Source organism: Clostridium sp. CS1-1, assembly GCF_056135525.1.
In genome coordinates, this window is record NZ_CM148680.1 from 1,266,364 (window position 1) to 1,285,622 (window position 19,259).

At 31.5% G+C, this 19,259-nt stretch carries 23 protein-coding genes and 2 pseudogenes; 19 read left to right on the forward strand and 6 right to left on the reverse strand.

The genetic code is table 11. The features are described 5' to 3' along the window. Positions 1-407 precede the first annotated feature (407 nt). The 3 genes from AC0N0V_RS05675 (at position 408) to AC0N0V_RS05685 (ending at position 5,199) form a co-directional block, all read left to right on the forward strand. The gene (locus tag AC0N0V_RS05675; RefSeq protein ID WP_474462635.1) at positions 408-1,373 is read left to right on the forward strand and encodes a P1 family peptidase; all 966 of its coding nucleotides are present in this window, start codon (positions 408-410) and stop codon (positions 1,371-1,373) included. Positions 1,374-1,589: 216 nt separating this feature from the next. Continuing rightward, positions 1,590-2,768 carry a 30S ribosomal protein S1 gene (gene rpsA, locus AC0N0V_RS05680; RefSeq protein ID WP_474462636.1) on the forward strand — a complete coding sequence of 393 codons (1,179 nt, stop codon included), beginning with the start codon at positions 1,590-1,592 and terminating at the stop codon, positions 2,766-2,768. Positions 2,769-3,243: 475 nt separating this feature from the next. Next, positions 3,244-5,199 (forward strand): EAL domain-containing protein, encoded by a 1,956-nt coding sequence (locus AC0N0V_RS05685; protein WP_474462637.1) that lies wholly within the window; start codon positions 3,244-3,246, stop codon positions 5,197-5,199. Between the two features lie 80 nt (positions 5,200-5,279). On the opposite strand, the gene AC0N0V_RS05690 is transcribed toward AC0N0V_RS05685, so the two are convergent. The 3 genes and pseudogenes from AC0N0V_RS05690 to AC0N0V_RS05700 all read right to left on the reverse strand — a co-directional run bounded on the left by AC0N0V_RS05690 (position 5,280) and on the right by AC0N0V_RS05700 (position 7,266). After that, positions 5,280-5,768, reverse strand: coding sequence for a QueT transporter family protein (locus tag AC0N0V_RS05690; RefSeq protein WP_474462638.1), 489 nt, complete (start codon positions 5,766-5,768; stop codon positions 5,280-5,282). Positions 5,769-5,898: 130 nt separating this feature from the next. After that, positions 5,899-6,075 (reverse strand): annotated as a pseudogene (locus AC0N0V_RS05695) (tyrosine-type recombinase/integrase); the annotation flags it as partial. Between the two features lie 46 nt (positions 6,076-6,121). Further along, positions 6,122-7,266 (reverse strand): annotated as a pseudogene (locus AC0N0V_RS05700) (IS3 family transposase). A 131-nt stretch (positions 7,267-7,397) separates the two neighbouring features. Here AC0N0V_RS05700 and AC0N0V_RS05705 point away from each other — a divergent pair. The 10 genes from AC0N0V_RS05705 to AC0N0V_RS05750 all read left to right on the forward strand — a co-directional run bounded on the left by AC0N0V_RS05705 (position 7,398) and on the right by AC0N0V_RS05750 (position 15,108). Continuing rightward, positions 7,398-7,676: a hypothetical protein gene (locus AC0N0V_RS05705; protein ID WP_474462639.1), complete on the forward strand. Its 279-nt coding sequence runs from the start codon at positions 7,398-7,400 to the stop codon at positions 7,674-7,676. 3 nt (positions 7,677-7,679) lie between these two features. Continuing rightward, positions 7,680-7,820 carry a hypothetical protein gene (locus tag AC0N0V_RS05710; protein ID WP_474462640.1) on the forward strand — a complete coding sequence of 47 codons (141 nt, stop codon included), beginning with the start codon at positions 7,680-7,682 and terminating at the stop codon, positions 7,818-7,820. After that, on the forward strand, positions 7,820-7,957 hold the full coding sequence (locus AC0N0V_RS05715; protein ID WP_474462641.1) for a hypothetical protein: 138 nt from the start codon (positions 7,820-7,822) through the stop codon (positions 7,955-7,957). Before AC0N0V_RS05710 ends, AC0N0V_RS05715 begins: the two co-directional genes overlap by 1 nt. 565 nt (positions 7,958-8,522) lie before the next feature. Then, the gene (locus AC0N0V_RS05720) at positions 8,523-8,666 is read left to right on the forward strand and encodes a hypothetical protein (protein ID WP_474462643.1); all 144 of its coding nucleotides are present in this window, start codon (positions 8,523-8,525) and stop codon (positions 8,664-8,666) included. A gap of 228 nt (positions 8,667-8,894) precedes the next feature. Continuing rightward, complete coding sequence (locus tag AC0N0V_RS05725) at positions 8,895-9,671, forward strand: hypothetical protein (protein ID WP_474462644.1); 777 nt, start codon at positions 8,895-8,897, stop codon at positions 9,669-9,671. A gap of 379 nt (positions 9,672-10,050) precedes the next feature. Then, positions 10,051-10,458: a phage holin family protein gene (locus AC0N0V_RS05730; RefSeq protein WP_474462646.1), complete on the forward strand. Its 408-nt coding sequence runs from the start codon at positions 10,051-10,053 to the stop codon at positions 10,456-10,458. Next, entirely contained in the window at positions 10,455-11,258 is an 804-nt protein-coding gene (locus AC0N0V_RS05735; protein WP_474462647.1) for a peptidoglycan recognition protein family protein, read from the forward strand. The genes AC0N0V_RS05730 and AC0N0V_RS05735 overlap by 4 nt, the downstream gene beginning before the upstream one ends. A 56-nt stretch (positions 11,259-11,314) precedes the next feature. Next, positions 11,315-11,509 (forward strand): phage holin, encoded by a 195-nt coding sequence (locus AC0N0V_RS05740; RefSeq protein ID WP_474462648.1) that lies wholly within the window; start codon positions 11,315-11,317, stop codon positions 11,507-11,509. Between the two features lie 216 nt (positions 11,510-11,725). Further along, entirely contained in the window at positions 11,726-12,871 is a 1,146-nt protein-coding gene (locus AC0N0V_RS05745; RefSeq protein WP_474462650.1) for a hypothetical protein, read from the forward strand. Positions 12,872-14,235: 1,364 nt separating this feature from the next. Continuing rightward, the gene (locus tag AC0N0V_RS05750; protein WP_474462652.1) at positions 14,236-15,108 is read left to right on the forward strand and encodes an SDR family oxidoreductase; all 873 of its coding nucleotides are present in this window, start codon (positions 14,236-14,238) and stop codon (positions 15,106-15,108) included. Positions 15,109-15,562: 454 nt separating this feature from the next. On the opposite strand, the gene AC0N0V_RS05755 is transcribed toward AC0N0V_RS05750, so the two are convergent. From AC0N0V_RS05755 to AC0N0V_RS05765, 3 genes are all read right to left on the reverse strand, one after another. Next, positions 15,563-15,685 (reverse strand): hypothetical protein, encoded by a 123-nt coding sequence (locus AC0N0V_RS05755; RefSeq protein ID WP_474462653.1) that lies wholly within the window; start codon positions 15,683-15,685, stop codon positions 15,563-15,565. A gap of 100 nt (positions 15,686-15,785) precedes the next feature. Next, positions 15,786-15,920: a hypothetical protein gene (locus tag AC0N0V_RS05760; RefSeq protein WP_474462654.1), complete on the reverse strand. Its 135-nt coding sequence runs from the start codon at positions 15,918-15,920 to the stop codon at positions 15,786-15,788. 14 nt (positions 15,921-15,934) lie between these two features. Beyond that, on the reverse strand, positions 15,935-16,117 hold the full coding sequence (locus AC0N0V_RS05765) for a hypothetical protein (RefSeq protein ID WP_474462656.1): 183 nt from the start codon (positions 16,115-16,117) through the stop codon (positions 15,935-15,937). Between the two features lie 317 nt (positions 16,118-16,434). Between AC0N0V_RS05765 and AC0N0V_RS05770 the strand changes: the two genes are divergently transcribed. The 6 genes from AC0N0V_RS05770 to AC0N0V_RS05795 all read left to right on the forward strand — a co-directional run bounded on the left by AC0N0V_RS05770 (position 16,435) and on the right by AC0N0V_RS05795 (position 19,252). Next, positions 16,435-17,358, forward strand: a complete 924-nt coding sequence (locus AC0N0V_RS05770) for a thermonuclease family protein (RefSeq protein ID WP_474462657.1) — start codon at positions 16,435-16,437, stop codon at positions 17,356-17,358. Between the two features lie 124 nt (positions 17,359-17,482). Continuing rightward, a complete protein-coding gene (locus AC0N0V_RS05775) occupies positions 17,483-17,719 on the forward strand; it encodes a hypothetical protein (RefSeq protein WP_474462659.1) in 237 nt (78 codons plus the stop codon). A 29-nt stretch (positions 17,720-17,748) separates the two neighbouring features. Beyond that, complete coding sequence (locus tag AC0N0V_RS05780; protein WP_474462660.1) at positions 17,749-17,952, forward strand: helix-turn-helix transcriptional regulator; 204 nt, start codon at positions 17,749-17,751, stop codon at positions 17,950-17,952. A 135-nt stretch (positions 17,953-18,087) separates the two neighbouring features. Then, positions 18,088-18,237 (forward strand): hypothetical protein, encoded by a 150-nt coding sequence (locus AC0N0V_RS05785; RefSeq protein ID WP_474462662.1) that lies wholly within the window; start codon positions 18,088-18,090, stop codon positions 18,235-18,237. Positions 18,238-18,359: 122 nt separating this feature from the next. Beyond that, on the forward strand, positions 18,360-18,590 hold the full coding sequence (locus tag AC0N0V_RS05790; RefSeq protein ID WP_474462663.1) for a hypothetical protein: 231 nt from the start codon (positions 18,360-18,362) through the stop codon (positions 18,588-18,590). Positions 18,591-18,901: 311 nt separating this feature from the next. Beyond that, on the forward strand, positions 18,902-19,252 hold the full coding sequence (locus tag AC0N0V_RS05795) for a hypothetical protein (protein ID WP_474462665.1): 351 nt from the start codon (positions 18,902-18,904) through the stop codon (positions 19,250-19,252). Positions 19,253-19,259 lie beyond the last annotated feature (7 nt).

Below are 19,259 nucleotides of genomic sequence, written 5' to 3' on the forward strand. Positions count from 1 at the left end.
TCAAGAAAAGCTCACTGCCATCTAATATTTAATTTATTGTATATAAAGTATATCGGAGATAACGGGCAGATATTAGCTTGTAATATATTCTGATACTGGATAAGAGTATCTGCAATTCATAATTTGAATAAACATAACAAGTTTATAAATAGAATAATGAAGTTTCAGAGTAATTTTACAGGTAATTGTTATGCAAAAGCTTATGAACATTTACTAAATAAGTTGTACATTACGAATTGTAGGAGAGTGTAAATGAGTTGAGTAATAGATATATTAAGAGTAAAATGTTAGTTAAAATTAGTTAATTAGATATTGTTTTAAAGCATAGCTGATGACTAATTATATTTTACTAATAAGTTTATGCTTAAAAATAGATTAACAAAGGATAACTAGGAGGTAATTGTAAAATGGAAGAGATTTTAGTGAATCAAATAGAAGGAATAAAAATAGGCAATGCACAAAACATAGAGGCTGCAACCGGGTGTACAGTGGTGATATGTGAAGAGGGAGCGGCGGCTGGAGTAGATGTTAGAGGCGGAGCACCAGGAACGAGAGAAACTGATCTGCTTAATCCAGTCAATATGGTAGATAAGATTCACGCAGTAACTCTTGCTGGTGGTAGTGCATTTGGTCTTGATGCAGCTAGTGGGGTAATGCAATATTTAGAAGAAAGAAATATAGGATTTGATGTTGGAGTTACAGAAGTACCTATAGTGTGTTCAGCAGTACTTTTTGATTTAGTCATAGGGAATCATAAAATAAGACCGGATAAAGCAATGGGATATGAAGCTTGTAAAAATGCTGAGTTGAATGAATGTAAAGAAGGTAATTTTGGTGCTGGCGCTGGTGCGACTGTAGGAAAAATTTTTGGACCAGAGTATTCAATGAAAGGTGGACTTGGATGCTATGCTGTACAGGTTGGAAATCTACAAGTGGGAGCAGTTATTGCAGTTAACTGTCTTGGAGATGTAGTAGATCCTTCCTCAGGAGAAATTATAGCTGGAGCACTAAAAGAAGATAAGAATTGTTTTGCTAATACAGAAGAAATAATGATTTCAAAATATTCAGAAAAGAAAAATTTATTCAATGGAAATACTACAATTGGAACAGTTATAACTAATGGCAAATTTTCAAAAGCTGAAATGAACAAGATAGCATCTATGGCTCATAATGGCTACGGAAGAACCATGAGACCCGCCCATTCTATGTTCGATGGGGATACAATTTTTACTATGTCTACAGGTAAGATTGAGGCAGATATAAACGTAGTAGGATTGCTTGCGGCGAGAGTTGTAGAGCAAGCAGTGCTAGGGGCAATTAAAAATGCAGATTCAGTTTTAGGTTATAAATCACATAGAGATTTAAGCAAATAGAGGAAATAGGGATTTGATTGTATGGTCAAGCGAGAAAGTATAATTTATGGAACTTAACCATGCGATTAGCACTTTTTTCTTTAGGTGGCATGTAATTAATAACACACATTTGGATAAATTTACATATCGGTGTAGGAGAATGTATAGAATCTATGGTAGAATAAAATTGGAATTAAAGTAAATCTTAATAATATGAATCTAAAAGGAGATGGTTATATGTCATTTGATAATAATGAAGTAAACTCAATGGATGAAGTTATGGGGGATATAGATTCCTCAATGAAAACAGTTAAAAAAGGAGAAATAGTAAAAGGAAAGATAATTTCTGTAACGTCCGATGAGGCAATAGTGAACTTAGGTTACATGTCAGATGCTTTGCTTCCTAAAAATCAGGTCTCTGATGATGTAGATGTGAATCTTAAAGAAATACTAAAGGAAAATGATGAAATTTATGTTTACATAGTAGATATGAATAATGGAGAAGGAAATGTAGTTGTATCTAAAAAAATTGCTGATAAGGAAAAAGCTTGGGAAGACTTCCAAAATTATTTTACAAACGGCACTCCCTTCGATGTAACGGTAAAAGAAGTTGTAAAAGGAGGAGTTGTAGCCTATGTAAAAGGAATTAGAGCATTTATTCCAGCTTCTCAGCTATCTACATCCTATGTAAAGGATTTGAATGAGTTTTTAGGAAGATCATTAAATGTAAAGGTAATAGAATTAGATATAGAAAAACAAAGACTTGTCCTATCAAGAAGAGAAATAGAGCAGAAAGAACTTGAAAGTAAGCAAGATAAGGTTTGGGAGAGTTTAAAAGTAGGCGAAAAGAGAAAAGGAGTTATAAGCAGACTTGCTAAGTTTGGAGCTTTTGTTGACTTAGGAGGAATAGATGGGCTAATTCACATATCAGAACTGTCATGGAAGAGAGTAAAAGATCCTTCAGATGTAGTTTCTGTTGGAGATCAAGTAGAGGTGTATGTACTTGAGGTAGACAGAAACAAGGGCAGAATCTCATTGGCTTTAAAGGATGTCAGCGAAGATCCTTGGAATAACGTAGTTAAAAAGCATAAGATCGGTGATGTAGTTGAAGGTGTAGCTACTAAATTTTTAGAATTTGGTGCTTTTGTTGAGATAGAACCAGGTGTAGAAGGCTTAGTTCATATCTCAGAAATATCTGAAGAAAGAATAGTAAAACCAAGTGATGTATTAAATGTGGGCCAAGAGGTTAGAGTAAAAATATTAAATATTGATGAAAAGGAAAAAAGAATAAGTCTAAGCATCAAAGAAGCTGTGGAAAAACCAAAAGAAGACATTAAAAAATACGTAGATACCGAGTCTGGAACAACCATAGGAGATTTATTTAAAGATAAGTTAAAAGATTTCAAGTTTGATTAGGAACTTAAATAAAGTAAAAGAGTAAGTTACTATAATTTTAGTAGCTTGCTTTTTTATTAACAAAAGGTTAAATATTCAATATCATGTATAAAAATAAAAATCATTGTAAGAAACTCAATTCATATTATATTATAATGTATAATTAGTGTATATTTCATATTTTATGTGGAAATTTATATAAAATATGATTGTAAATTATAGAATTTTTATATATATTAATAAGTAGATGTTATTATATGGTTAATAATTTCCACAGAAATCAGTAAGTTATAAAATTTGACAAAAAAACTATAAATTTTTAACACAGGAGTTATTTAATGTGGTAAAATGGTAGAGAAGATGATTTGAAATTTTATTTGCATTGAAGTTTTAGGTAAAATTTATATTTTTTTTATTATTATATATTAATTACAAGAAAAATAATGGGAAATATAGCAAAAATAGTTTGTTAAAGTATATTATTTCACTATGAAAGATGAAAGTTGGTGTAAACTTGAAATATAAGTTTTCAGAGCTAGTGGACAGGAGTGAACTGCAAAAGTTAATGGAAAGCTTTCGCTCAATGACAGGAATAAGGTGCTCAATAGAGGACAATAATCAGAAAATCTCAAATTTAAATAAAAATAATAATTGCTGTGCTAATCTTGATGAAGCAAATTCCATTACTAACTTTAGATGCTATGAAGCTGAAAACAATATATTATCACAGATAAGTAATGGAAAAAGACATGCAATTTTCAAATGTGAAAATGGATTAATATATTTAGGTGTTCCTATAATTGTAGATAATAATTATATTGCAACTATCTTCGCTGGTCAGGTATTTCTCAAAGAACCAGATATGGAATACTTTAGAAATCAGGCTAAAGAACTTAGAATTGATGAAGATGAATATATTGAAGTTGTAAAGAGAATTCCTGTTATTCCAGAGGAAAAAATAAAAAAAATAATTGATTTTTTTTGTGAATGTGGAAAAATGCTTGGTAAATTAGAATATAAACAATCAAATGAGTTAGACATAAACAAAAGATTAAATGAGAATTATATTGAACTTTCAGGGGTATATGATCAACTAAGGGCAGCTGAGCATGAATTGAGAGAACAAAATGAAGAACTTAAAAGAATGGCATACTATGATTTGGTTACAAGTTTACCAAATTTAAATCTTTTTAGAAAGAATCTTGAGGAGAAGATTCTTTCTAGGGAAAGGTTTGCAATTTTTCATATTGATTTAGATAACTTTAAAAATGTTAATGATACTTTTGGAAGTGAGTATGGAGATAGATTATTAAAAAAAATTGGACAGGCTATTAGAAAAGAATTAACTGAAGACATTAGCGTTGCTAGAACTAATGGGGATGGATTTCTGATTTTGCAATCGCATATAGATGAAAGAAAACAAGCTGTGCACACAGCTGAAAAAATATTAGAGTCACTAAATGGTTTGTGGGAGATTGATGAGAAAGAATTTTTTATATCTTGTAGCATAGGTATAACAATTTATCCCGATGATGGGGAAAGTGTTACTAGAATATTAGGGAATGCTGATATTGCGGTAAATAAGATAAAGAATGATGGTAAAAATTCTTATAAGTTTTTTGAAGATTCAATGTATGATGAAATATTAAGAAAAACGGAACTTGAAAGAGAACTAAGGAAAGCTGTAAAAAATCAAGAGTTTACCTTGTATTATCAGCCACAAATAGATGTATTGACTAGGCGAATAGTCAGTTTTGAGGCTCTAATTAGATGGAATAACAAAAAATTTGGATGGGTTTCACCGCGGGAATTTATTAGTTTAGCAGAAGAAACTGGGCTTATTGTTCCTATTGGAGAGTGGGTACTGCGAACTGCTTGTATTCAAAATAAGGAGTGGAGGAAAAAAGGCTATTCTTATAATTTTATTTCTGTTAACGTTTCTGCCATACAACTTCAAAAAAGCGATTTTGTAAATGTAGTGAAAAGCATATTAGAAGAAACAGGAACAGATTCTCAGCATTTAGAAATTGAAATAACTGAAAGTGTTATGATGGAATCACTGGAATTAAATTTAAATGCACTTAATGAGTTGAAAAACATGGGAATAAGAGTTGCATTAGATGACTTTGGAACAGGTTATTCATCATTAAACTATTTAAAAAGCTTGCCTATAAATACGCTGAAAATAGATAAAACGTTTATAGATGGACTTTGTAAGAGTTCTTATGAGGAGATAATCACTGAGCAAATAATAAAATTAGCTCATAAGATGGATTTAGAAGTTGTAGCTGAAGGAGTAGAGTTAGAAGAACAATTAAAATCGCTAGAAGGAAAGAATTGTAACAAAATTCAAGGATACTATTTTGCTAAACCGCTTCCACCAGATGATGTGAAAAATTTTTATGAAGGTTCGATTGTCGAAACTAGTAATATGATAAAAATAGTAAAATAATACAGCTATGCTAACAAAAATAAAGAGCCACGAAAGTTTAACTGCTTTGTGGCTCTTATTTTAGTTATAATAAAACTTTATCAATATTTGAGTACTTTCATAACATCTTCTCTTTTTAGTAAAAACCTAAATAGAGGATAGCCTACACAAGTTACTACTACGATTTCTCCAAGAGCAACATATAGAGCTGATGACCAAAATGGTAGATGTAAAACATAGAACAATTCCGCACCAACGATTAAACCATTTACAATTGTAGGCCAAAGAGTGGCAACAAATAGATTTCTTGTTTTATTCACCATATATACAGCTATAAGTGTAGCAGTAGTTCCTACAACCACATCTACCAGCCCTAAAGGACTATATAGATTAGAGATTGCACAGCCAAGCGCAAGACCTGGTATAAATATAGGGTCAATAAACGCAAGCAAGGTCATTACTTCTGAAAATCTGAATTGCACTGCTCCATAACTTAGAGGTGCTATTGCCATTGTTGCAACTGCGTAGATTGCAGCGGTTATTGCTATTTTAACTAATTTTTTTAAGTTCAAACTTCTTTTTTTACTCATATTAAACCTACCTCCTTGTTTTTTGATTAAAGAAGTGGTTAAACAAGGAACACTTCTTTATACTCACAAACATTGATTATACAATACTTCTAGCTTGATGACAACCGATTCGTCAAAAATTCCTAAAAAATTAAAAAATACTATTAATTAATTTAGAAGCGGTATTTATCATATCATCATTTACATGAGAATAAGTTTGCATAGTCATTTTAATATCATGCCCGAGTAGCTTGGATGCAGTTTTAAAATCCACACCATTGGATATTAGTAAGGTTGCATAAGTATGTCTTAATTCATGTACAGATACTTGATTGGATCTATGTCAATATTTTGGACACCAAAAGTTGAACAAATTATGCAGATTTTCTAGCTAGATCCTCACACTTTTGTGGAGTCATATATCCAATGCTGCTATGCAGCCTTCTTAGGTTGTACCAAGCTTCTATGTATTGAAAAATAGCAAGTCTAGCAGATTTAAAATCTAGGTATGTAACAAGATTTACTTCCCCCTTCTTGAGAGATGCGTGAAAAGACTCTATGCAAGCATTATCATATGGGCATCCCTTAGAACTAAAGGAGTGAGTGATTAAGTTAGTACTCTCTATATATTCTTTAAAAGCGGAGCTTGTATACTGGCAACCTAAATCACTATGAAGTACAAGACTATTTGTTGGCTTCTGGAGCCTCACGGCATTTTTCACTGCCTGTAGGGCTAGTGTAGTATCAATTGATTTTGACATGGCGTAGCCTATTATTTTCTTACTATATAGATCCATAACTGATGCTAAATAACACCATCCGTCTTTGATAGTATGAATATAGGTTATATCAGTTACCCATTTCTCGTTGATACTCTCAGTTTAAAAATCTCTTTTGAGTATATTTTCTTTTTCTTCTATTTTATATTTAGAAGTTGATGGTCTGTATTTCTTTGTTATTACAGATTTTACTCCGATTTTCTTCATCAACCTTTGAGTTCTTTTTATACTAATTGTTACACCTATTGCTTTTAGAGATGCGTGTATCTTATGTGCTCCATAGCGACCTTTACTGGATTTATGTATATCCATAATTGCTTTCGCAATGTTACTATTTTCTAACTCTCTTTTGCTAGGCTTCTTTTTTAGGTATAGGTAATAGGAGCTCCTAGATACCTTAAGAACTTTACACATTAGTCTGATATCATGATATTTCTTGTTGGCTGTGATAAATTCAAATACTGACGTTACTTCCTTGCGAATATGCCCATAGCTTTTTTTAGTATTTCATTTTCTTCCTCAAGCCTTGCCATTTTCTTAAGCATTGCTTGATAGTCTGCTGCTGTTATTGTTGTATCTTTATCTATAGAGACAGGCTTATTCTTTTTAAGCCATCCAGTTATGGTTGATTTAGAAAGGGCATATTCACTACTTAACTCTGCTAAAGTCTTTCCAGAGTTGTAAAGTTCTATTATTGTGTTCTTAAATTCTTCTGTATATTGGTTTTGACCTCTTGCCATTGTAACACTTCCTTCTCTTTTCTTTATTATAAAGTGTTCGGCTTTTTGTGTCTACAATATCATACTAACACCAGTATTCCGAATGTGATTATATTTTAGCTGATGCGTTTTTAAATGAGGATGATATAGATTTGCAGGATTCTGAACATAAAGCTAACACAGGAATAGCTATAATGCAGTTATTGCTTAATGGCCAAGCTAAGACCAGAGAGATAACTCTAGAAACTGCAGCTAAGGTGTTTACATTATTAGAATTTGAAGCAGATCCAGGAGTAGATATTTTCATTAATAATGCTAAGTTTGTTACTAACCAAGCAATACTGCAGGAGTCTGTAGATAAATGCACTATAAAATTTATTAATACTACAAATAAACCTAAGTTAGTTAAATCTTATGCTATAGGATATTAGGAGGTGCGATATGTTACAAATAACAAGGGAAACAAAAAAAAGCCTAAAGAACTTACACCAGAGGAAGAGTTAGAAAAGTTAAAAGAAAATCAGGCTTTAATGCAAAAAGCATTAGATGACTTATTACTAGGAGGTACAATGTAATGGCAGATTACTTAGGACAAAGGATAATAGATGGAGCTTATAGCTATAGTTATGTAATTAGTAAAAGACCAGATCTTAAAACTGGAATTGATGCTTATTTAACTGAACAAGGTAGGCAAGATTTAATAACTCAATAGAATATACCTAGGCAAAATAAGGACTAAGGATAGTCTTTTTATTTTGCTTTTTTGTACAATTGAAAGATTAGACGTAAATATCATAAGATTTGAATATAAAATTTGAATTAGGAGTTTGGATAGTTCAGGCTCTTTTTACTTGAAGCAAACTTGATGTATTATAAAAATGTTGAATATATTATTTAATTGTATTATAATTTACATTAAGTATAATTGATTTACAAGAGGGTGTAATTATGGAGATTAAAATAGTATTATTTTTAACATTTTTATCACTTGCAATGTTTTATATTGTATACAAAGTTATGTATAACCAAGATGAAGAGGGAGAAGAAACAACATATCAAGATTTTGAGTCATGTAACAACGTATGTTACCGGTGCAAAGTCTCCCAGAAGTGTTGGGAATTATTTAATCATGTGTATTAGACAAAGGGAACTTGGTTTAACCAGGTTCTTTTTATTTATATAAGTGGAGTACTTGTATGCAGGGTAGAAGATAGTTTTAGTGATTATTGGCAATAATTTAACTAAAATATTTATTAGTTATGTAGGAAAGGTTTAAAATGAAATATCTAGTTATAACAATTGCAACTTTAATAATAGGATTAACCTATGCACTAGCAAAAGTGGCAGGAAATGCTGATAAGAGAATCGACGAAATGAGGGTAAAAGAGGAACTGAGTAACAAAGATAATAATACTAAATAGAAGAATTTAACGAATAAATTATGAAACTTGAATATGTCAATATAAATTGAGGCCTAAAAATGGCCTTTTTATGTTCACTCTAAATGAATTTTTAACCTTTTATGACAAGAAAAGGTGCTTTCATGACAATAACATTCAATGCCTTGGAAAATATTGATAAAATGTAAGTACAAATACGATTAAGCATAGATTTTAAATTAAACAAACATTAGAATGGGGGAAGAACAAATGAAATCAAAAAAATTATTATCAAGTTTAATGGCTCTTTCAATTATTGCTACAGGAAGTGTAGCTTTTAAAACTAATGTTAGGGCTGCATCATTAAATAAGACAAGTACTAGTAGCTCTAATAAATTATTTGCAGCTACTACATCAAGCACTGTGTTAACAGATGGAGGATCTTGCACACAAACAGTAACTGGAGGTAACATTGGCGCATTTTCTGTAACTGTAAATGATTCTGATATGAGAGACTTCATGGTATCTAGTAATGCACCTGTAAAAACAATAATATCAGCACCATATCCATATTCAAATTTTATTGGCTATAATTCAGGCGATTACAGAATGTTTAATCAAGTTGGTTGGCATTTTATACCCGGCATACAATATAACATATTGGTTATACCTCAAACCACTGCTGATGTAACAGTAAGTATGTCGAAAGCAAGCGCCTTAAATTGGGTAGTACAAGGAAAGTCTACAACCAAAGAACAAAATATTTTAACTGGTGGACAAGAAGAGGACTATGGAATTGCATTTGATACAGCTGGGACATATAGAGTCACTGTATCAACAGTTAGTAAGTTAACAGCATCGTTGAATGATACAATTACTCCATATCAAAAGGTTGCTACGCTTTCCAATAACAGTTATGTATTTAATAATGTTGTAGTAAAGGAACCAACTGGTTCATCTCAAACTATGTATACTTTATCTCTTTTAGGCACTGATACTGTAGGGAATGGTGGAGCTTATACTGTTACAATAGAAAGATTGTACTAAAGCTTACTATTAGAAATTTCATTTATTAAGAGCAAGTTAAAAAAACACTCTAGCAATAGGGTGTTTTTTACTTCAGATTAGAAATAATTCCTGCTCTAAAACAAGCTTCTACTGTAACTATATACCTTAGAGATAGTGATGCTACTGCAATTGAAAAATGGATGTATGAATTTTTACAGAAAAATAGCATTTTAAGATTTGCTAGAGGAGGAGTGCGCATTGGCGGGAATGGGGCACATCATGAATTTAGTATAATACCAGATATTAAATTTCAAGAAATTAAAGATAACCTAAACTTCAAGTATTAAGATAAAAAACTAAGTTTAAGGGCAGATTGTAAGTCTGCTCTTTTTTAATACATAAAAACAGGAGGTGCAGCATGCATGAAAAGAATATATTCAACACTATCGTTGCCCTAGGAGGATCTATCCTAACATATCTATTTGGATATTGGGATGAACCTTTAAGAATACTATTAATATTAATGGTTCTTGACTACTTAACTGGAATCATATCAGGAGTAATTCAAAATAAATTAAACAGTCACATAGGTTTCAATGGGATACTTAGAAAGTCAACTATCCTTTTGGTGCTTATAGTGGCTGTTTTGCTTGATAGGCTTATTAGCAATGATACTTGGGTATTTCGAACAGTAGTATGTTATTTCTATATTGGAAATGAGGGGATTTCTATATTAGAGAATTGCGGTAAGTGCGGCGTACCACTTCCAGCAAAGTTACTAAAAATTTTAGAACAATTAAAGAAAAAAGAGGAGGAAGTTATATGAATATTATAGAAACAAATTTAACTTTTAAAGGACTGGCTTACGGAAACAAGCCTAACAAAATAGTATTACATCATTCAGAAGCTTCAAAATGCACTATCTACGATATCCATTCATGGCACCTGGATAGAGATTGGGCAGGATGTGGATATCACTTTTTAGTTAGAAAAGATGGTAGTGTTTACAGAGGCAGACCAGAAAATGCTATAGGAGCTCATTGTCCTGGTGCTAATAGTAATAGCATAGGAATATGTGCAGAAGGTGAGTACATGACTGAGACAATGCCTGAAGCACAAAGAAAAGCTATCGTAGAGTTAGGACAATATCTTAAGGGCAAATATCCTATAAATGTAGTCTATGGACATAGGGAGCTATATTCTACAGATTGTCCAGGTGCTAACTTTCCTTTAAGAGAGTTGGCTAGTTCCATAATGAACGAAAGTTCTATTATTTTAACTTCATCTACAGCACCTACAGCTAAAAATCCTATATTATTAGAGCAAATAAAGGCTTTACAATACAACTTTAACAAGGTTAGAGGGACAAACTTAACTATAGATGGTGTAGCTGGACCAAAGACTATAGAGGCTGTAAATTCATATTTAGTTAAAAAGGGTCAAAATAACACTATAGTGCAGTGGTTACAACAAAAACTACAACTATGGGGTTATAAAGTAGCTTCTATAGCTGGAGTTTTTGATAATGAAACCTTCCAAGCCATTACTGAATTACAGAAAAATTGGGGACTGGCTACTGATGGGATCATAGGACCTAAGACCTGGAATATATTCTTGAATAACTAGGGAGCTGTAAAAGGCTCTCTTTTAGTTTATAAAAATAAATTTTGGGAGTGATATGTATGGATATAAGGAAAAGACTACAAAATAAAGCTTTCTGGTTGGCTGTAGTTGCTTTTATTGCACTTATGGGAAAGACATTTAATCTCTTTCAGATCCCAGATAACTATAATGAGTTAGTTAATGCAATTTTAGGAGTGCTTACTATGTTGGGGATTATAATAGATCCTAGTACCCCTGGACTATCAGATAAGTAATTTTCTCCCCTAGGTTAACACCTAGGGGATTTTTTATTTTTTGTAAATACTTGTCCTTTTTGGTAAAAGGTTTTACAATATAATAAAAGAAACCACCTTGACGACCAAATCAGTAGTGGTTTCTAAAAATTCAATGTATTTCATTATAGATACCTTTATTATAGCACAGATATAGTGAAATACAAGAAATTTGGCTATACCGGAGGATGAAAGACTGTGGAAAATGATAATATAAATAAAATACTTGAAAGTATTAATATAAAAAATATAAGTTCAACGATAAATTTTTGGATGGTAAGAAGTAAGAAAGGTTTTTTCTTTGATGAATTTGTTAATGAAAAGTTTATAGCACTTGGTTGGAATAATATTACGTATAAAGAGGTTGAAAATATTACATCTCAAAAAGACAAGAAAAGTGAAAAAGCTGTAAGGGATAGACTCAAAAAAGATATTGAGAAAAAATATCCTAGGAATAAACAGCTATCTCAATCTCTTAACAAATGTATACGTTTTATTTGCGAAATAAAAAAAGGAGATATTATAATGATACCAAGTAGCGAAAATCAGCAAATAGCATTCGCTACTGTAGGGGATTATTATGAAGATCCTACATGTACATATAAAGAAGAGGTTGAAGTAATTGATAGGATTGATAGTCATATAGACTATGGTATTAATGAAAAATGCCCATATAGAAAACGTAGAAGAATATCAATTTTAAAGATTATTGATGGAGGCAAACTAAATATAAACTTATACAAAGTCTTAGCATCATATCATGGTTTAAGTGAGATAAATAAATACAGTGACTTTATTTTAAGTTCTATTTATAATCTTTATTATCGGAATGATAAGATAAATATGGTATTTAACGTAGAGAAAAAAGGTGAAATTGATGCTTTTGATTTATCTTCATTTATGTATAACTCTTCAAATATGTTTAAAATATTAAATGACAATATTAAAGTCTCTACAAAGGCTAATTTAAATTCTCCAGGAGACTTAATATTGAGCGTTCAACATTATGGTGGCACTGCAATAGAGCTATTGAAGTCCCATAAATTTATTCTGGCAATGGCAACAATCTGGTTTAGTGTAACTGGTGGCAAAATAGGACCAATTGAATTTAAATCAGCCGCAGAGCTTTTAATGAAATGGAGAGAACATAATCTTAAGATAAAATCAGATAAGTTAGATTTAACTAAAAAAGAGAAGGAAATATCAGAACTAGATATGAACAAACTTCTAATTAGCCAAAAAGAAATTGAGAAATCATCAGAAAACCTAGAAATAAATAAACAAAATGCGTCTAATATTATTGATTTCTCAAAGTATCATCATTATAAAAATGAAAATAATTAGAAGGAGTATATAACCTAAAAGTGATAAATAAAGATAACAAAATATTAAATACTAATAATATTAAATTAATAGCATTTGCATAATCAACATAAGCAGAGGGCATTACTATTTCAAATAAGTGAGTGATAAAAAAAGTAAATAAGGATAGGAAAAATAAAAAAGATACTACGTATGAAAAAAGTATATGGAACTTTCTTATAAAATTTTTTATCATCTTATTTCCCTCCTCTTATTATAATTATAAACGAATGTCAAATATTTTCAACTCATATTACAATCAATTATAATCAATATAATACATAAATATGATGTTATCTTTAAGTTTATGATATTTAAGTGCTAGCTTTATTTTATGCAAAAAACAAATAGCCCTAGACTAAGCCAAGGCTATTTATCAACTCTATGTATTTAGTTAGAGTTTTGAATAAAGTAATTTTAATCGAGGTATCTTAAATTATAACCACATAATAAAAATTCATAAACTAAACACCCTTACTTTTAGGGGAATTTTATTATAGCAAAAAGCCTGTGTCTAATTGATGCAGGCTTTTGATATGCTACAAAATAAGAACATTATGTACTAATCATAACAATAGAGTTTATATATTATATGCATACATCAAATTATTGCTGTAAGAGACCATGAATTAGAATAAGAAACAAAAGTGGAAAAATTGGTGTTGATATCACTTAATGTATTTAGTTTGTAAAGAACTTTTAATTGATATTTTATAAAAAGGTATTGCAAAAGTTTAATTTGTATGATACTCTATGTTTGATTTTAATGAATGGAGGGTTGCTTAAAAATGTGGATTTCATCTCGATTATATGCTTTATGTAACTAATTGAATAGTACTTAAAGGCTCTACCCATGTGTAGGGTAATCGGGATTAGTCTATCTATTTTTAAGAACCCTTATTAACGGAGTTTATGTAATGCGTTTAGGGATAGAGACAAATCTATCCTTTGTGTGTTTGTTTAAAGATAGAATGGTACTTAATGAAAAACAAATAAAATTTTCTTAATCAAGATGAATTTAAGGTTTCATTTCTTTATTTTTGCTTGTGTAAGCTTATAAGAGGGGTGTATTTTATACTTAAGTTCTTAGATTAGTGAGAAGTATTTTGTCATGTTATGTGATTATAGGCTAAATCAACAAGGATAACTTTTTTTGCTATTGTAGAATAAGGAATTCTTGTGATTTTTGTCATATTCTTCCGTTTACTTAAAGCATAGGTAGCTAGCCTGTGCTTTTTGTATTTAATATGTAAATGAGGTGCAAAAAATGCGTTAAAAAGTTTGGAATTAACAATGCTTTATTTCAATTTTGAACAAGTATTTAATAGTAAAGGAGATTAGATATTATGACATACAATAATGAAAATAAAAGAATATGGTTTATTACAGGAGCAAGTAAAGGTCTTGGATATGCGTTCACCCTTTCTGCTCTGAAAGCTGGGGATAAGGTTGTAGCAGTCGCAAGAACTATCGACAAATTGGAAAAGCTAAAAGAAGAGTATCAAGATACTTTATTGCCATTGAAACTAGATATCACAGATAGAAAAGCTGTTTTTTCCACGGTTGAAGCAGCAGTCCAACATTTTGGGAAGCTTGATGTTGTTGTTAACAATGCGGGCATAATGACTTTAGGTATGATTGAAGAACTAAGCGAATCTGATGCTAGAAACCTGATGGAGACAAACTTTTTTGGAGCTCTTTGGGTATGCCAGGCAGTAATGCCTTATTTGCGTTCTCAAGGCTCTGGACATATCATACAAATTTCCAGTATCGGTGGAATTATCTCAGGTCCTATGAGTGGTATTTATAGTGCAAGTAAATTTGCTATAGAAGGAATGAGCGAAGCCTTAGCAAAAGAAGCAGCTCACTTTGGCATAAAACTCACTATAGTAGAACCTGGCGGGTACTGGACAGACTTATATACCTCAATGGGTTACAGCAATCCATTAGACTCATACGGAACGCTACGTGAAGAATTGGCTAAACAGTACTCAGAAGGTTCTGTAGATAGCGACCCTTCACTGGCTGCAGAAGCTCTTATGAAATTAGTAAATAGTGACAATCCTCCTCTTAGGCTTATCCTTGGCAGCGTGGTCTACGATTTAGCTATAAACACATTAACAGAACGAATAGTTACTTGGGAGGAATGGGAAACAGTTAGCCGAGCTGCTGAAAAAGGTATCCCTGCACCTGAGGGTTATGGGGTATCCGAAGAGTAAAAACTGAAATGCTTCGAGCGGAGATTTCTTATGACGCAGTAGCAATTTAATTATTTAAGTTCGCTTTTTCTTATAATGTTCACCAACTACTAATGAGATAAGAATAGGCTGCATTATGGAAACTTACTCAGTCATGTGGTATATTTTTACACATATCGACTGCACCAGATTTACTTTGCCCTGGTTAAGATGCTCCCTCCACCACAGTTAGCACGTTTCATAATATTCAGAAAAAATGTATCAAGGACTTACTTTATAGTAAGTCCTCCTTTATTTAGCCTTTATTACTATTACTTATTATATTGGTATTTTGCTAAGCCTCTAGTCTGCAATGACTATATAAAAAAGTCTGCGTCATTTATGGTACGGTTCGGCGTTCCTAATTCTAATACTATGATATAATTAAATCGTCATAATCTACAATTTCGTCACTTCATAAGAACTTTTTAAAGTATCATTTAGCACCTTCTCGTGATTTCTCATAATTTCTTTTCGCAGTTTCTACTGGGCAAATTTCAAACTCTTTATCTGTACGCATTAAGCATTTCTTATAGATACATTCTTTACAGTTTTTCATCATTCCCACCTACTTAATTCTAATATAATTACTATATAGGTTGTACCATTAACTTAGATACATAAAAATAATAGACACTAAAATTAATTAACACCTACTATTAAAAACTCTCTTCATTATTCTCATCCACTATATGCTTTATAAAAAACCCGGCCAGTACTGTCGCGTATACAAATAACATTATAATTGCACTTCCAAACCCGTAACACATTACTTTTATTATATCTAATTCCAATACCATCACCCCTTTTAAATTAAGTCCATGCATTCAGGAGCAGTAACAATAAGTCCAGCAGTATTTTCATCTATAGCTTGTATAGCTTCCAAACTCTTAATCAAATTCTTAATCAAATTCTTAATCAAATTCTTAATAATTGTCTTATTTTCATTTATAATTTTTATCTTTACAGGTATCTCAAAAGTTTCTTTCAAAATCATCACCTCATCTTAATTCTTGCCTTAAAAAGGAAACTTAATCTTTATGTAGAATAATTAACAAAGAGAAATTTATTTCGACACTATATACAGGAGGGGATGTAATGTAATTTTTAAGAAAAAAGATAGTATCAATTCCACTGGCTATTATTGTATTTTTTATTTTAATAGGAATTTCTACTAAGTTAGCAGGAAGCATAGCTGTATTAGGAGCCTTAGGTGGAGGAGTTTATCTGTATAAGAGAAGTGAAAAATTTAGAGCATGGAACAAAGGAATAAAAGGTTTAATTACTGTAGGATTAGCTTTCATATTGTTGTTTGGTGTAGGACTATTTAACACGAGTCCACAAGCAACAGAGCAGCAAACGCTACAAGCAGAAAATACAAAAGTAGAACAGCAACAAAATGATGATGTTGCTAAGAAGGAAGAAGTAAAGAAAGCTGAGGAAGCAAAAGTAGCAGAGCAACAAAAATCTAGTATGATAGCAAAGCTTAATTTTAAGCAAGTAACAGTATCCAGAGTAGTTGATGGAGATACTGTAGAGCTTTCAGACGGCAGTAAAGTAAGATTAATAGGGATAAATACACCAGAAAGCACTACACAGCATGAACAGTACGGGAAAGAAGCAAGTGATTATACTAAATCGCAATTAACAGGCAAAACAGTATATGTAGAAAAAGATGTTAGTGAAACTGATAGATACAGTAGATTGCTAAGATATATATGGTTAGATGTCCCTACAGAAATAACTGATGCAGAAATAAGGACAAAAATGTATAATGCTAATCTGCTGCTAAATGGATATGCTGAACAATCTACATATGCACCAGACGTTAAATATGCAGAGTACTTTAAAAACTATGCTGCAGATGCTAGAAATGCAAGCAAAGGACTATGGGCTATAGATCCAAACGGAACTACAAAAGGGGACACAGATAAAGCAGTCCCAAGCAGTGCTTCAAATGGTTCTTCAAGTAGTAGTTCTTCTACATCAAGCAACTCATCAAGTTCAAGTAGCTCTGGTAGTTCTACCAGTTCAAATAGTAGTTCAGCAGTAAACCAAAATAGTGCTGGGCCTTCTGCTATAGGAACAGTTTACTTTACACCAAAAGGAAAGTCTTATCATAGCACACAAAGCTGTAGAACATTAGCTAGAAGTAAGACTATACTTAGTGGAAGTGTACAAGATGCAATAAATAGCGGACATGGAGATCCATGTGATGTATGTGTCCATTAGAATTCTAGCATAAAGGAGGGCTGGTAGATTTTCTACTGGCTCTTTTCTTTGTAATAAAAAGGAAATTATAAACACTCTATAGAATATATACATAAACTAAAATACTATAGAGTGGAGAAGAGTTATGAATTTAAAATTTGGTGATATTGAAATATTGATGTTATTAGAAGCATTAAGAGATGTACGAAGGGAGTCTATATATTATTATGAAGAGCATAGAGATGAAGAGGAACGGATAGGTATAACATCTCCAGAAGAGTGGGAAGAATTATATAGTACAATAATTAAACAGTTGCATGAACAGGGAGAACTTGAAGTTTTAAAACCTTTTGAAACTAAATCAAAGAAATATAATGCATAAAAAATTAGATATGGGGTGGTTTATATGGGGTGAAGAACAATCTTAAAGCTATACGAATGAGAGAATATATGATGAATCAAAAGGAATTTGCTGAGGAGATTCTTAAGATTAGTGTATTTACTTACAATCCAATAGAATCAAATAAGAAACAGGGTAATATAGAGACAATATTTAAGATATCAAAAGCTCTTAATAGGAAAATAGAAGATATATGGTTTGATGAGGCTGAATAAGCCTTATTTTTTTACCCTTTAATTGTTTGAGTGAAAAATAAATATAATATATGAAAAAAATTTTTTCGAGTAAGCAACTTTTACGAAAAGCATACATATATTATTAGTAAAGAAGGCGAAAAGGAGATGAAAGAGTTGCTAAGAATAACAGTAAGTTTTAAGCAAACCAGTAGAGATATAAAGTTATATACAATAGTTAACAACATGGAAGAAAAGAGCGACTTTGTTAAGGATGCTATAGAACATTACTTAGAATACTTGGAAAAAAGTAAGAAAGAAAGTTAAATCTATATAATCAAGAATCACTTCTGTAATATAAGCAATTCAAAATAATCATAGCTCTCCCAGAGCTACAACGCGAGTTAATGACCTGTAACATTAAATTTAAATAAGGGAGGGATCATACCATGAAACATTATAAAGGTGAAATTATTGATGTTTACGATGGAGATTTTATTGGATGGACTACTGCGGAACTCACTGGATTTATAGGTGAATGTGGAGAATATGAACACTGGAGAATGATGACAAAGGAAGGCTCTGAACTCATGAGATTGGTTGGATTTGATAAAGATGTAGAAAAAAAGAAAACCAGCACTTATAAGCTGGTTAAGATTGAGACCATATATATAAAATGACACCTGCTATAATCCATGGCATACTACCAACTCCTCATGTGATATTAGTAGTATTTTGCTCGTAATTTATGCTTTTATGCATTAGGACGTAGATATTCTAAGTCGCTGTAAGTAACGCTTTACTACAGCTTATGAAGGGTATTGGAAAAGTTGCTACTTTTTAAGATAAGTTAACAAATTATTAATATTTGGAGGATGAAAATGAGTTTCTTTACAAAGTTATCTCTTGGAATTTTAATCGGCTTAATATTAAGTCACAAGCAAATAAAGACAATATTAGATAGTTATAAAAATGATTAGGGGGCTTGTTTATGCAAATAGTTGGTTTTAGAGTTAAGGCTAATGGAAAGATTGAAAGCTTTGATATAGATGTAAATAAACTACTTGTTAAATCTGGAGCTATAGCTTTTTTAGTTGCAGAAGGACTAAATGGTGGAGTAGTTCATGCTGGGACAGTTACTGATAGCTTGCAACCATTAATAGATGTACTTAAAGATCTTGCTGAACCTGTAGCATACGGTTTTATGGTTAAAGGATTCATGAAGATTATGGCTGGTGAGGAAAACGAGGGAATGAAAACAATAAAAGGAGCTATAGGTGGATTCATAGGAATTCAGTGGATACCATACATCTTTAAAATTATAAGGGGGATACATTTTTAGGGGGTAG